This window comes from Candidatus Tectomicrobia bacterium (genome assembly GCA_016192135.1).
In the GTDB taxonomy this organism is placed as follows: Bacteria; UBA8248; UBA8248; order UBA8248; family UBA8248; genus 2-12-FULL-69-37.
This window is the reverse complement of the sequence record JACPUR010000019.1, coordinates 42,693-55,170: the sequence shown is the minus strand read 5'-3', so window position 1 is coordinate 55,170 and position 12,478 is coordinate 42,693. Positions and strand designations below refer to the sequence as shown.

The window sequence follows — 12,478 nt, the reverse complement described above, 5'->3', positions numbered from 1 at the left end:
GGCGCGGCGGGATGCTCCGGGGGAGCCGGGCGAAAGGCGCAGGGGAGCGGGGAGGCGGAGCGCCTCCCCGCCAACGGCTCCGTCAGAAGGCGAGGCGCAGGAAGGTCATCGCCGAGGCGCCCTCGTTGGAGCGGCTGGGGAAGGCGTGGTCCTCGTACCAGGTCCAGCTCACCTCGAAGGAGAGGGCGGCCTGGCCCGGCGCGCCGGGAAGCCGGCGGGAGAGGCGGATGGAGGCGTCCGCGAGGGTGGCGTCCACGGCGGAGTCGCCGGAGGTCATCCGCGCGTAGGAGGTCCACAGCGTGACGTCGAAGGGCGGCAGCAGCTCGCGGAAGCTCAGGGACAAGGACGCGAAGGGGTAGTCGATCTCGCCGCCGGTCCGCTCGTTGCGGATCTTCCCGAGGGCCAAGGCGGGCTTGAGGGTGACCCCGCTGGCCGGGTGGATCGAGACCCCCGCCTCGTGCCAGACGGAGCTCCCCGGGTCCCCGCTCTGGGTGAGGTCGCCGGCGGTCGAGTACCCGGTCGAGATGTAGGCGTCCCACCGGCCGCCCGGGAAATAGGAGAGGGAGGCGTTGTAGGTGTTCCACGACCGGGGGGAGAAGGGCTCCCGGCCGTTCGGCTCGCGGCTGGCGCGGGACGCGCCTTGGGAGCCGCTCACGGTCAGGTAGAGCGGAGACTTCGCGAGGCGCTGGCTCACCGAGACGCCGGCGTTCTGGCTGTCGATGCTGTAGCGGGACGGGTTCGCGTCCAGGTTGTTCCGGAACTCCGCCAGGAAGGCCCTCACCTGGGTGTCCCCGAAGCGCTGGATGAACCACGCCTCGGCGCTCTCCTGGTCGTGCTTCCATTTCACGTCCGACTGCACCCAGCCAGGGTACTTGCGCCCGCTGCGGCGGCCGGGGCCGTCGTAGCGGTAGGCGGCGCCGTAGCGGCTGTTCCCGATCCGCTGCTCGGCGTCCACGAGGAGAAGCTGGGGGCGGGTTTGCGGGGCCAGGGCGTCCTCCGGCGCGGACGGGGACGGAAAAGCCAGGGCGGACTCCCCTTCCCCGAGGAGCCGGAGCCGGGAGGTCCCGCCCTCGGGGCCGTTCGACTTGGCCTGGAGCCGCCACAGGGTATCCAGGGCCTCCGCGGAGGAGGGCGCCTCTTCCGCGAAGACGTTGACGCGGGTGTCGGGCAGCCAGTCGCGGCGGGTTTCGGGCTCGAGGGTGTAGAGGAACAGGAGGTGCGCCTCGGCGGCGCCGGCGAACTCGGAGGCATCGGAGGAGGCGGCGGCCGGACCGTCTCCGTCCTCATCCGCGGCGGCGCCCGCGGGCTGTTCCCAGTAGATGCGGGTGCCCGAAGGAGTCACGGGCAGGGGAAGGCGCGCGGGCGCGTCCCTCTTCGGGGAGGGGAGCTTGGCCGGGGGCGGCGGGAAGGGCTTCGTCTGGACCCTGGCCTGCTGAACCGGAGCCGGGGCGGCCGCCGCCGCGGCTTCGACGAGGCTTTCCACATCCGCGGGGCGAGGCGGCGGCGTTTGGGCACGGGCGGGGGAGAGACAGGCGGCCAGCGCGAGGAGGGAACCTCCGGCCATGGCGGCCACCCGCCGGCGAATGCGGCGCAGGCGAGGTGTCAATGGGCCATCCTTTCAGCGAAAACGGCGCGCTTCTTCCCCGAGCAATCCCTCCGCGGCGAATCCGCCGCAGGCGCGAGATTAGATGACGAGGTTCACGCTTCCGCCCCGGGCGTCGCCGCCCAGGGTGCTCAAGTCCTGTCCCGCGAAATTCCCGGCCGGGATCGCCGTCCGCCCCTGCGGCGCCTCCGCCGGGGGCCGCCCGAGGTCCTTCGCCAGGCCGCTCCCGGCCAGGCGGCGCAGCAGGGCGGAAGCCTCGGGGGTGAAGCCCCGCCTTCCTGCGCCGGGAACGGGCGGAATGACCGGCTCGGCCATCTTCATCCCCTCCCTCCATGGCGCCTCAGGCAAAGGCATTATATGGATGTGAGGGGTTCAGTCAAAGGTTTTTCAGGGAGTTACCTTAATTTATCATGCATGTATATCTAAGTTTGCCCCCCGGGTCCGGCCTGAGGCGGCCTTCGGGGATTCCCCCGGCTGGGCGGCCTGCCGGGCCTGCATCGCGTGCCGGGCGAAAATCCGCGCGAGCTGCATCTCCAGGTTCTCTGCGGGCCGGGCCACGGCCGGCGCCTGAACGGAGGCGGGGCGGGCGAGGGCCTCGCGGGCGGGCTTGGCCGCCGGAGCGGGGGCGGAAGGGGAGGGGACGGGCTGGGGGCGGATGGGCGAGGTCGCCACGGCGGTCTCCTGCAAAAGGGCCGAAGGTTGGAACGCCAAGCCTCTCCGGCTGTCGAGCAGGAACCGTGCCAAGGGCTGGGAGGAGGGAAAGCGATGGGTGTATAAGGGTTTTCCGGGCCGGGCGGCACCGCAGGCCCGTCAGCGGGGGCGCCGCCCCGGCCCTCCGCCGCCGGAACCTTGGCGCGGAGGCCCCCGTGCCAGAATCGCCGCCGGGGCGCAAGGAGGAAGAATGCCTGAAGCGAAGGTCCGGTTCGGCGTGAGCGGGGGGATGCACCCCGAGCGCGCCACCCCGCCCGGGGAGATGTACGCACACGCCGAGCTGGCCGAGCGGCTGGGCTACGACTCCTTCTGGCTCGGGGACCACGTCGCCTTCCACGGCCCCTATCCCGAGAGCCTGACGGCCCTCGCCGCCTTCGCCGCCCGCACGAAGCGCATCACGCTCGGGACCTGCGTCTATCTCCTCCCGCTCCGGCGCCCGGCCATCGCCGCCAAGGCGGCCGCCACGGTGGACTTCCTCTCGGGCGGCGGGCGCTTCGTCTTCGGCGTGGGCGTGGGCGGGGAGGGCAAGGCCGAGTTCGAGCTCTGCGGCGTGCCTCTCGATGAGCGCGGCGCGCGGATGGACGAGTCCCTCGAGATCGTCCGCAAGCTCTGGACCGGCGGGACGGTGAGCCACCGGGGGCGCTTCTGGGCGTTCGAGGGCGCGCGGCAGAGCCCGCCCCCAGCCACGCCCGGGGGGCCGCCCATCTGGGTCGGGGGGCGCAGCGAGGCCGCCCAGCGCCGGGCCGCGCGCTCGGGGGACGGCTGGGTCTCCTACCTCTTCACCGCCCGGCGCTACGCCGAGGCCCTGGAGAAGATGCGGGGCTGGGCGGCCGAGGCCGGCCGCGCGCTCGATATCGACGGGGGCCGCTGGACCCCGGCCCACCACGCCTTCTTCTACATGCACGGGGACGCGGAGACCGCCCTGCGCCGGGGCACCGAGAACCTCTCGTGCCGCTACGCCATGGACTTTGACGGCATCGCCGAGCGGTATCTCCTCTACGGGCCGCCGGAGCGCGTCGCCGGGCAGATCGAGGGCTACAAGCAGGCCGGGGTACGCCACTTCATCTTCAAGTACGCGGGGCCCCCCGAGGAGGAGATGGACCAGCTCGCGCGGCTCGCCGGGGAAGTTCTCGCGGGGTCGCGGGCATGAGCGCCGCCCCTCCCTCCCGCAGGGCCATCGCCCTGTCCTTCTACATCCTCCTGCTCGCCGCGGGCACCGGCGCCCTGGTCTGGCACGGCTACGGCAAGTGGCAGGAGGAGCAGGCGCTGCGCCAGGCCCGCCAGCTCCAGGCCCAGGCGGCCCGGCCGGCGGCGCCCGCCCCGCAGCAGGCGGCCCCGCAGGCCCGCCCCTCGCCCGGGGAGGGCTACCGCGGCCTCCCCGCCTACTTCATCGCGGGCTTCGGCGCCGTGATGGCCCTCATCCTCGGCGTCATCCTCTACCTCTGGTGGTCGCTGAAGGATCTGGAGGGAGGGAGGAGGTATGGGGAGGGGGAAGAGGAAAAACCACCACATAATAATTAGGCGGCCTCGAAACCTTCTAGAGCCTCGCGCGCGGGTGATTCGGTGAGAAACGTCGCCCACGCTTTTATGAAACGGAAAAATTCCTTCTCTGTCGTTTTGATAGCATCCCATGGATAGCGGTTATTTTTTGAACGATAAAACAAGAGATATTGAATCCTATCCTTTTGCTGGAACAGCGAGTCTGTTGTGGCAATATTCCAATGAGCAAGAGAGTCTCTTAGGCATTCCCAAACAAAATTAACCTGCAGTGTGCTCATGCCTTTCCAGAAACTCTCGTCAGGGCAAGAGTGGCCTTTCTCGTCTGCCCATAGGTCAGGTTGACCGATATTTGTGGCGATTTTCCCATATTTCCAGCTCCCATCTTGAGCATCAGCCATGAAGGGAGCATCTTCGAATTTTCCTTCCATCAACTTGTCGAATTCTTCTTTGGCTTTTTTGAATCGATCAAAATCTCTTTGAGGATTAATCCGTTTGCCAGGAAAGGTTTGAAGCCGCTCATATGGGGCAATTAGCAAAGAAGGAGCGACCATAAGGGAAAATGTACTGAGACGATTTTGGATATTTTTCTCAAACTGGCCAATTAGTCTGAGGCAACGATCAGGAAAGTCTTCATGCCAATTTGTGAAATTGCTCATGGAGCAATCTCACCCCTGTTCGATCGCCGACAGGAACCACTTGTTCGGCCCCGTCTTGCGCGCCCAGGTCCAGAGCTCGGCGAAGGTGACGGGCTCGGTGCGGCTGCCGCCCAGGAGTTCGCCCGAGGTTTCGGAGACGAGGTAGTCGAGGAGGCTGGCCTCGACCCGCACGGTGGCGAAGTCGAAGCCCTCCTCCTGCCAGGCCTCGGCGAGGTCGAGCCGGCGGACCTGGATGTCGTCGAGCCGGTTGACCCGCCCCTCGCGCCGGAGCTCGTCCAGATCGCTTTGGGACTTCTCGTAGATGTCGCGGTCCACCGCGTCGCGGATGGGGGCGAGGTCGCGCGCCACCCAGGCCTCCTGGAAGCGCAGGAAGCCGCGCCGGGCGTCGAGGAGGAAGTTCTCCCTGGAGAAGGAGGGGTCGGAGGCCCGGATGGCGCTGAGGCCCTCCTCCAGGCCCGGGTCGGGCGCGGCGCCGGCCGAGGGCCTCGCCGAGGGCCCCGGCGACGCGGCCGGGCCCGAGGCGCCCCGGGCGGCGATGTCGGGGCCGGTGTAGACCGAGCCCCGGGCGCGCTCCGCCGGGGCCGGGCCGCCCCCCACGCCGTAAGGATCGGCTTCCGCGGTGGCGAGGCGCCCGGTGTAGGTGCCGCCGCCCTGCGGCGCCTCCCGCCTGCGGCCGCCGAACATGCGGAAGAGAAGGAAGAGGCCGCCGCCGATGAGGAGGATCTCCAAGAGCCCGATGCCCCCCATGCCCATGCGGCCGAAGAGGAGGCTCCCGATGAGACCGCCCAGGAGAAGGCCGCCGAGCCCGGCGAAGAGCCCGCCCCCGAAGCCGCCGAAGGGGCGGCGGGTCTGGTCGTAGCCCGGCTGGGCGAGGCCCGAGCGCGGGCTGGCCGGCGAGGGCCGGGCGAAGCCGCGCGAACCCCGGAAGCCGAAGGAGCGGCCCCCGCCGAAGCGGGCGGCCTCGGCCTCGCTCCGGACGAGGATTAGCCCGCCGGGGCCGGGCGCGGGGACGCCCATGTGAACGGGCCAGGTGAGGAAGAAGATGAAGAAGGCGGACAGGATGGCGATGCGCCTCATTTCGGTGTCGTCCTCCTAGTCTATTTCGTTAATTGTTTCCGGCTTCCATGCGGCCGCCCCCATTATCGCAACTGCGCGCGCCTTCGTCCACGTCCGCCGCGGGCCTCGGGCGTGGTAGGCTTGCCGCTTGCGGAAGGACGGTCTTGTCGCGAGACGCGGGAGGAGCGGGCGCTTGACCTGGATGCAGGCCCTTCGGGCGCGGGTACGCTTCAACCGGAACGAGCTCTCGGGCGCATTCGGGGACATCGGGACCGACCTGCCCCTGATCGTGGGGCTCATCCAGGCCGCGGGCCTGGACAGCGCGAGCGTCCTTATTATGTTCGGCCTGATGCAGGCCGGGACGGGGCTCATCTACGGGCTGCCGATGCCCGTCCAGCCCCTCAAGGCCATGGCGGTCCTGGTCATCGCCCAGCGGCTGAGCGGGGAGGTGCTGCTCGGCGCGGGGCTGGCCATCGGCGTTGTGATGCTGGTCCTGAGCCTCACGGGCCTGCTCGACTGGCTGGGGCGCGTGGTCCCCCTGTGCGCCGTGCGGGGGGTCCAGTTCGGCCTGGGACTCTCCCTGGCTTCCCTGGCGCTCAAGCAGTACGTGCCCGCCCTGGGCGCCGAGGGCTACGCCCTCGCGGCGGCGGGCTTCGCCCTGATCCTCGCCGTCTCGGGGAGCAGCCGCTTCCCGGCGGGGCTGGCGGTGATCGGGCTGGGGGTCCTGTACGCGGCCCTCACCCGGATGGACTTCGCCGCCGCCGCGGCCGGCGCCGGCTTCGCGCTGCCGAAGCTCCACGCGCCCCGCTGGGAGGATGTCCTCACCGGCTTTCTCGTGCTGGCCCTGCCGCAGATCCCGCTCTCGCTGTCGAACTCCCTGATCGCCACCCGGCAGACGGTGGCGGATTTGTTCCCCGGCCGGGAGATGAGCCTCCGCCGCATCGGGACGACCTACTCCGCCATGAACCTCGTCGCCCCCTTCTTCGGGGGCCTCCCGGTGTGCCACGGCTGCGGCGGGCTGGCGGGGCACCACTACTTCGGGGCGCGGACGGGAGGCTCGGTCGTGATCTACGGCTCCATGTACCTCGCCCTGGGGCTGTTCCTGGGCGGCGCCTTCCGGCACGTGGTGGAGATCTTCCCCCAGCCGATCCTGGGCGTGGTCCTGACCTTCGAGGCCCTGGCGCTGATGCTGTTCATCCGCGATCAGGCGGGGTCGAGGCGCGACCTGGGGATTGCCCTCCTGACCGCCGTGTGCGCCTTCGGCCTCCCCTACGGCTTCCTGATCGGGCTCCTCATCGGCACCGGCCTCTACCACATCTCCGAGCGCTGGCCGGGCCGGGCGCGCCTGCACCTGTAGGAGGGCCCGCCCACGATTGAAGGAGCGTCCCGCCCCCTGCTACCATCGCCCCGCCTTCCTTCCGGGCCGCGAGAGGAACCTTCGTGATGGCCGAGCCCACGCGCATGCCCCTCGAGGGGATCCGGGTCATCGACGCCGGCACGCTCTTCGCGGGGCCGTGGATCGCCACCTACATGGGGGACTTCGGGGCCGAGGTCATCAAGATCGAGCACCCGAAGGGGGACAGCCTCCGCAACTTCGCCTCCATGAAGGACGGCGTCTCGCTGTGGTGGAAGCTCACCTCCCGGAACAAGAAGTCCGTCACCTGCGACATCTCGGCGCCGGAGGGGCAGGAGATCGCCCGGCGGCTGTGCCGGGAGGCGGACGTGCTCATCGAGAACTTCCGCCCCGGCACGATGGAGCGCTGGGGCCTCGGGTGGGAAGCGCTCCACGCCCTGAACCCCCGCTTGGTCATGGTGCGCACGAGCGGCTTCGGGCAGGAGGGCCCTTACGCCAAGCGGCCCGGCTTCGGCACCCTGGCCGAGGCCATGAGCGGCTTCGCTCACATCACCGGCCAGCCCGACGGCCCGCCGACGCTGCCGCCCTTCGCGCTGGCGGACGGCATCAGCGCGCTCTGCGGCACCTACGCCGCCATGATGGCCCTCTACCACCGCGACGTGCACGGCGCCCCGGGGCAGGAGATCGACGTCGCCATCTACGAGCCCATCGCCACGGTGCTGGGGCCCCAGGTGCTGGAGTACGACCAGCTCGGCTACGTCCAGGGCCGCACCGGGAACGCCATCCCCTTCGCCGCGCCGCGCAACGCCTACCGGTGCAAGGACGGCCGCTGGGTCGTCATCTCGGCGAGCGCCGAGAGCATCTTCAGGCGGGTCATGGAGGCGGTCGGGCGGCCCGATCTGGCGGAGGACCCCCGCATGGCGAGCCAGGCCGGCCGCGTCCGGCACATGAAGGAGCTGGACGACGCCATCCAGGCCTGGATCGGGGGGCATACGCTCGAGGAGACGGTGCGCCACTTCGAGCGCTACGAGGGAGCCCTCGGCCCCATCTACGACGCGGCGCAGTACGCCGAGGACCCCCACGTCCGGGCGCGGGGCTCCGTCGTCCGGGTGGAGGACGAGGAGCTGGGCCCCCTGCGCATGCAGAACGTCATGCCCCGACTGAAGGAGACCCCGGGCCGCATCCGCTGGGCGGGACCCCCCAAGGGGAAGCACACGGAAGAGGTGCTGGCCTCCCTCGGCTACACCGCCGGGGAGGTGGCCGAGCTGCGCGGGAAGGGGATCATCTAGGAAAAAATCTTGACGACAAGCGAAAGGGGCGCTTTTCCTTCTCCCTTTGGGAGAGGGCAGGGTGAGGGAGGATTTCCGGCGCGTGGCTTTCCCTCACCCCCTTCCCCCTCTTCCGGAGGGAGAGGGGGGCAAGTTCGTCCTCTTTGGCACTTGCTCGCGGGCGACGCCTATGGAGGTGTGCTTCCCATGTGCGTCTTCATCTACCACCCCGGCTACTGGGCCGACATCGGCCCCCACGTCCTCCAGCAGGGGAAGTACCGGGCCACCTACGAGCGCCTGCGCGCGGCGGGCCTGCCCGAGGGCGCCTTCCGGGAGCCCGCGCCGGCCACGGTGGAGGAGGTGCGCCGCGTCCACACGAAGGAGTACGTGGACGATCTCCTCGGCGGCGTTCACACCGAGCGGACCTGCACGAGCGAGCTTCCCCTCACGCCGGAGATCGTGCGGGCGGCCTTCCTCGCGGTCGGGGGCACCCTCCTGGCGGCTCGCGAGGCGCTGGCCCGGGGCAGGGCGCTCAACCTGACGGGGGGCTTCCACCACGCCTTCGCGGGGCAGGCCGAGGGCTTCTGCTACATGAACGACCTAGCGGTGGCGGTCCGCGTCCTCCAGCATGAGGGCGCCATCGCCCGGGCCGCCGTCATCGACTGCGACCTCCACCAGGGGAATGGCACCGCCGTCATCTTCCGGGGCGACCCGGCCGTCTTCACCTTCTCCATCCACCAGCAGAACATCTACCCGGCTAAGCGCAGGAGCGACCTCGACGTGGGCCTCTACGATCTGGCGGGGGACGCGGAGTACCTCGCCCACATGCGCACGCACGTCCCCGAGATCCTCGACGGTCACCGGCCGGACATCGTTCTCTACCAGGCGGGCGCCGACCCCTTCGCCGGCGACCAGCTCGGCACCCTCAAGCTCACCAAGGCGGGCCTGCGGGAGCGGGACGATCTTGTGATATCAGAATGCGAAAGGCGCGGAATCCCCGTGGCCGGGACCCTGGGCGGGGGCTACGCCGCGGACCCCTCGGACACCGTGGACATCCACGCCGGGACGGCCATGGCCTTCTGGGAAACCCGGGCGAAAGCAATATTACTTTCCTAGTAATTGATTTCGGGCGGGAAAAATTTCATAATGCGGCATTCTTCCGCCTAATGGGTGCCATTCCTACAAGGGCCTCTCAGATGAAGCCATAGCCCCGGCATCTTCCAGCTCGCCGTGGAGATCCTCCCATGCAAAAGCCCGCGCCGAAGCCCACTCCCAGCAGCAAGTCCTACCTCGAGGCCATCCGCAAAGTGACCGGGGAGCTCACCTCCACCTTGGACGTGGCGGACGTGTTCAAGGACGTGGTGCGCCTGACGGCCGAGGCCACGAAAGCCAAGGGGAGCGCCCTGCGCCTCCTGGACGAGCGGACGCGCCGGCTGGAGCTATCGGCTTCGTGGGGGTTGAGCGCGGGCTACCTGGCGAAGGGCCCCATCGACGGAGGGAGCAGCCTCTCCGCCTGCATGAACGGGGACATCGTCCACATCCGGGACGTGCGGACCGATCCGCGCGTGCAGTACCCCGGGGAGGCGGCGGCCGAGGGCATCGCCTCCATGCTCTCGGTGCCCATGGTGCTGCGCGGGCGGGTGATCGGCGTGGTGCGGCTCTACTCGGCCGAGTCGCGGGACTACTCCGAAGAGGAGATGGAGTTCCTCCGCGCCCTGGCCGACCTCGGGGCGCTCGCCATCGAGCACGCCCGCCTCTACTCGAGCCTCAAGGCCGACCACGAGTCCCTCATCGGGGAGTTCCACGCCTGGTTCGAGTCGAGCGTCTACCCGCCCGAGAGCGTGCCGAGGCTGTAGGACGACCGGCACGGACGAACACCGCATCATGGGAGGGGCGTTCAATTGAACGCCCCTACTTGCGTCGCGCCTCATCTCAAAAGCGAAGGGCTGCGATGACGGCTTCGCGGCCTGTCCTACACCGCCAGATAGCCCCCGTCCACGACCATGTTGTGCCCATGCATGTAGCCTGAGCGCGGCGAGGCCAGGAACAGGATGGCCTCGGCGATCTCCTCGGGCTCCCCGAATCGCGGGAGCGGCATGCCGGCCGTCCGGTGCTTCTCGATGGAGGGGTCGTTCCGGATGAGCTCGCGCATGCCCTCCGTCATGATGGGCCCGGGCGCCACCGCGTTCACGTTGATGTTCTCTCGAGCCAGGTCGTGGGCGAGTGCCCGCGCCATGTTCACTACCGCCCCCTTGCAGGTGCAGTAGACCGAGAAGTTGGGCGCCCCGGCGAACCCGAAGGTGCTCGAGATGAGCACCACCTTCCCGCCTCCCCGCTTGCGGAACTCGGGCACCGCCCGCTGGACCGAGAGGAAGTAGCCCTTGATGTTCACCTGCCAGGCGAGGTCGAGGTCGGCCTCGGTCACCTCGAGGAAGGGCTTGGTGGGCCGGTAGATGGCCCCGCAGACCAGGATGTCCAGCCCGCCGTGGCCCTCGACGGCGGCCGAGATCATCCTCTCGATCCCTTCCTTCTTGCCGCAGTCGGCCGTTATCCCCCGCACCCGGCCGCCCGTGCGAGCGATCTCCGCCTCTAGCTTCCCGAGGCGCGCCGCGTCCAGGTCCGCCACCACGACCGATGCGCCCTCGCCGGCGAAGCGCCGCGCCGTGGCGGCCCCGATGCCCTGCGCCCCACCCGTGATCAAGGCCACCTTCCCCTCGAACTCCATCGCTCGTCCCCTCCCGGTTCGCGCCCGGATTCCGCGCCTCGGCTCTTGCCGTTAGGATGCCGCTCCAATCTCGCACGCGGCGCGCCCGTTTCCAAGGGGTGGGCGGCATCGCCCGGGCACTGTGAAAGCGCGGGGCGCTTTGCTACGATTGGCCGTCCGCTGGCTTTTTCAAGAAACCGGCATACTTCCCCATGGAAAGGACCCGGATGTTCTGTGCGCTTGCGCGACGGAAGGCGGTGTCATGATCGTTGATGCGGACCGGCTGCCGGCGAGGGCGCCCTCGTTCTACTACGGCTGGGCGATCATCGGCCTCGCCCACCTCACCCTGGCCTTCCAGGTCACGACGCGGTTCGGGTTCGGCATCTTCCAGGTGCCCCTCATCGAGGAGTTCGGCTGGAGCCGGGGCGCGCTGGGCGGCGCCTTCGCCCTGGGGCTGGGGGCGTACGCCGTAGCCGTCCCCTACGCGGGCTCCCTCCTGGAGCGCTACGGCCCGCGGAGGGTCATGCCCTGGGGCTGCGTCATCGCCGGGGCTGGGATGACGGCGAGCTTCCTCGTCTCCTCCCTGTGGCAGGTATACCTGCTGTCGGGCATTCTGACCGGCCTGGGCCTGGCCCTGAGCGGCTTCGGGACCCACAGCGCGATCATGCCGCGCTGGTTCGTCCGCATGCGCGGCCGGGCGACGGGCCTGGCGCTGGCGGGGATCGGGGTGGGCACCCTCGTCCTCTCCCCGGCCATCGAGCGCGCCATCGCCTACTGGGGCTGGCGCTACGCCTACCTCCTCTTCGGGCTCTCCATCGTCGCCGTCATCGCCCCGCTCAACTTCCTCCTGATGCGCGACTACCCCGAGGAGAAGGGCCAGGGGCCCGACGGCGGCCCGCCCCGCCCGCCCGAGGTGCTCTCCGCGGTGCGCGGCGGCCACTCGGGCAAGGGGATCCGCCAGGTCTTTCTCGCGGTCCGGGGGGACATCCGCTTCTGGGCCATCGTGCTGCTGGCCTTCTTCATCGGTTTGAACGCCAACACCATCATGAGCCAGCTCCAGCTCTACCTGGTGGACACGGGCTACCCGACCGCCACGGCGGCCCTCATCTTCGGCGCCGTGGGCTTCATCCGCATGCTGGGGAGCGTGGTGGGCGGCTGGATGGGGGACGGGATCGGGCGGGGGCGCGGGGTGGCCGCCGCCGGGGGTGTCGTCGTCCTGGGGCTCGCGTTTCTCCTCCTGCTGCCCGCGATCGGAGGAGGCGTCGCCAACGGCCTGCTCTACGCCCTCATCTACGGGATCGGCTTCGGGGCGATAAGCACCTGCTACTCGGCCCTGGCCGGAGACTGCTTCGAGGGCCCCACCTACGGGGTGATCGTCGGCTTCCTCGAGATCTGCTACGGCCTGGGCGGGGTGGTGGGGCCGCCCCTGGCGGGGCTGATGTTCGACCTCACCGGGAGCTACGCCATCCCCTTCACCGTCATCGCCGCCGGCATGGGGGGGAGCATCCTCATCGGCTTCTTCTTGCAGTGGGAGATCGACCGGCGGAAGAGGGGTCCATCCTAAGCGGCCCTTCCTCGTGTTTCGCTCGGTCCTTGCGGGGTGGACCTGTAGGGGCAGGCCCCTGT

The 12,478-nt window shown here is 69.7% G+C and carries 13 protein-coding genes; 7 read left to right on the top strand and 6 right to left on the bottom strand.

Features of this window, described 5'->3' with window-relative positions; all coding sequences use genetic code 11:
• Nucleotides 1-82: 82 nt before the first annotated feature.
• From HYZ11_08910 to HYZ11_08900, 3 genes are all read right to left on the bottom strand, one after another.
• Nucleotides 83-1,606, bottom strand: coding sequence for a hypothetical protein (locus tag HYZ11_08910; GenBank protein ID MBI3127708.1), 1,524 nt, complete (start codon nt 1,604-1,606; stop codon nt 83-85).
• 78 nt (nt 1,607-1,684) lie between these two features.
• Nucleotides 1,685-1,918: a hypothetical protein gene (locus HYZ11_08905; protein ID MBI3127707.1), complete on the bottom strand. Its 234-nt coding sequence runs from the start codon at nt 1,916-1,918 to the stop codon at nt 1,685-1,687.
• Between the two features lie 93 nt (nt 1,919-2,011).
• Nucleotides 2,012-2,275, bottom strand: a complete 264-nt coding sequence (locus tag HYZ11_08900) for a hypothetical protein (GenBank protein MBI3127706.1) — start codon at nt 2,273-2,275, stop codon at nt 2,012-2,014.
• 229 nt (nt 2,276-2,504) lie between these two features.
• Here HYZ11_08900 and HYZ11_08895 point away from each other — a divergent pair, with 229 nt between their 5' ends.
• Both HYZ11_08895 and HYZ11_08890 read left to right on the top strand, forming a co-directional pair.
• Nucleotides 2,505-3,464 (top strand): LLM class flavin-dependent oxidoreductase, encoded by a 960-nt coding sequence (locus tag HYZ11_08895; protein ID MBI3127705.1) that lies wholly within the window; start codon nt 2,505-2,507, stop codon nt 3,462-3,464.
• Nucleotides 3,461-3,835 carry a hypothetical protein gene (locus HYZ11_08890; protein ID MBI3127704.1) on the top strand — a complete coding sequence of 125 codons (375 nt, stop codon included), beginning with the start codon at nt 3,461-3,463 and terminating at the stop codon, nt 3,833-3,835. Before HYZ11_08895 ends, HYZ11_08890 begins: the two co-directional genes overlap by 4 nt.
• On the opposite strand, the gene HYZ11_08885 is transcribed toward HYZ11_08890, so the two are convergent.
• A complete protein-coding gene (locus tag HYZ11_08885; GenBank protein MBI3127703.1) occupies nt 3,832-4,470 on the bottom strand; it encodes a hypothetical protein in 639 nt (212 codons plus the stop codon). The two genes, HYZ11_08890 and HYZ11_08885, sit on opposite strands and share 4 nt — an antisense overlap.
• A 9-nt stretch (nt 4,471-4,479) precedes the next feature.
• On the bottom strand, nt 4,480-5,547 hold the full coding sequence (locus HYZ11_08880; GenBank protein MBI3127702.1) for a Tim44 domain-containing protein: 1,068 nt from the start codon (nt 5,545-5,547) through the stop codon (nt 4,480-4,482).
• A 181-nt stretch (nt 5,548-5,728) separates the two neighbouring features.
• On the opposite strand from HYZ11_08880, the gene HYZ11_08875 reads away from it, so the two are divergent.
• The 4 genes from HYZ11_08875 to HYZ11_08860 all read left to right on the top strand — a co-directional run bounded on the left by HYZ11_08875 (nt 5,729) and on the right by HYZ11_08860 (nt 10,004).
• The gene (locus HYZ11_08875) at nt 5,729-6,883 is read left to right on the top strand and encodes a transporter (protein ID MBI3127701.1); all 1,155 of its coding nucleotides are present in this window, start codon (nt 5,729-5,731) and stop codon (nt 6,881-6,883) included.
• Nucleotides 6,884-6,969: 86 nt separating this feature from the next.
• Complete coding sequence (locus HYZ11_08870; protein MBI3127700.1) at nt 6,970-8,169, top strand: CoA transferase; 1,200 nt, start codon at nt 6,970-6,972, stop codon at nt 8,167-8,169.
• A gap of 186 nt (nt 8,170-8,355) precedes the next feature.
• Entirely contained in the window at nt 8,356-9,264 is a 909-nt protein-coding gene (locus tag HYZ11_08865) for a histone deacetylase (protein ID MBI3127699.1), read from the top strand.
• 128 nt (nt 9,265-9,392) lie between these two features.
• Nucleotides 9,393-10,004 (top strand): GAF domain-containing protein, encoded by a 612-nt coding sequence (locus HYZ11_08860; GenBank protein MBI3127698.1) that lies wholly within the window; start codon nt 9,393-9,395, stop codon nt 10,002-10,004.
• Between the two features lie 116 nt (nt 10,005-10,120).
• On the opposite strand, the gene HYZ11_08855 is transcribed toward HYZ11_08860, so the two are convergent.
• Entirely contained in the window at nt 10,121-10,873 is a 753-nt protein-coding gene (locus HYZ11_08855; GenBank protein ID MBI3127697.1) for an SDR family oxidoreductase, read from the bottom strand.
• A 241-nt stretch (nt 10,874-11,114) separates the two neighbouring features.
• Here HYZ11_08855 and HYZ11_08850 point away from each other — a divergent pair, with 241 nt between their 5' ends.
• A complete protein-coding gene (locus tag HYZ11_08850) occupies nt 11,115-12,416 on the top strand; it encodes an MFS transporter (GenBank protein ID MBI3127696.1) in 1,302 nt (433 codons plus the stop codon).
• The last annotated feature ends 62 nt before the right edge of the window (nt 12,417-12,478 follow it).

What these genes read in the sequence shown, in the direction of transcription:
- HYZ11_08865 (MBI3127699.1), top strand. Translation starts at nt 8,356, where the DNA reads ATGTGCGTCTTCATCTACCACCCCGGCTACTGGGCCGACATCGGCCCC.
- HYZ11_08880 (MBI3127702.1), bottom strand. Translation starts at nt 5,547, where the DNA reads ATGAGGCGCATCGCCATCCTGTCCGCCTTCTTCATCTTCTTCCTCACC.
- HYZ11_08850 (MBI3127696.1), top strand. Translation starts at nt 11,115, where the DNA reads ATGATCGTTGATGCGGACCGGCTGCCGGCGAGGGCGCCCTCGTTCTAC.
- HYZ11_08895 (MBI3127705.1), top strand. Translation starts at nt 2,505, where the DNA reads ATGCCTGAAGCGAAGGTCCGGTTCGGCGTGAGCGGGGGGATGCACCCC.
- HYZ11_08875 (MBI3127701.1), top strand. Translation starts at nt 5,729, where the DNA reads ATGCAGGCCCTTCGGGCGCGGGTACGCTTCAACCGGAACGAGCTCTCG.
- HYZ11_08870 (MBI3127700.1), top strand. Translation starts at nt 6,970, where the DNA reads ATGGCCGAGCCCACGCGCATGCCCCTCGAGGGGATCCGGGTCATCGAC.
- HYZ11_08855 (MBI3127697.1), bottom strand. Translation starts at nt 10,873, where the DNA reads ATGGAGTTCGAGGGGAAGGTGGCCTTGATCACGGGTGGGGCGCAGGGC.
- HYZ11_08905 (MBI3127707.1), bottom strand. Translation starts at nt 1,918, where the DNA reads ATGGCCGAGCCGGTCATTCCGCCCGTTCCCGGCGCAGGAAGGCGGGGC.
- HYZ11_08860 (MBI3127698.1), top strand. Translation starts at nt 9,393, where the DNA reads ATGCAAAAGCCCGCGCCGAAGCCCACTCCCAGCAGCAAGTCCTACCTC.
- HYZ11_08885 (MBI3127703.1), bottom strand. Translation starts at nt 4,470, where the DNA reads ATGAGCAATTTCACAAATTGGCATGAAGACTTTCCTGATCGTTGCCTC.
- HYZ11_08890 (MBI3127704.1), top strand. Translation starts at nt 3,461, where the DNA reads ATGAGCGCCGCCCCTCCCTCCCGCAGGGCCATCGCCCTGTCCTTCTAC.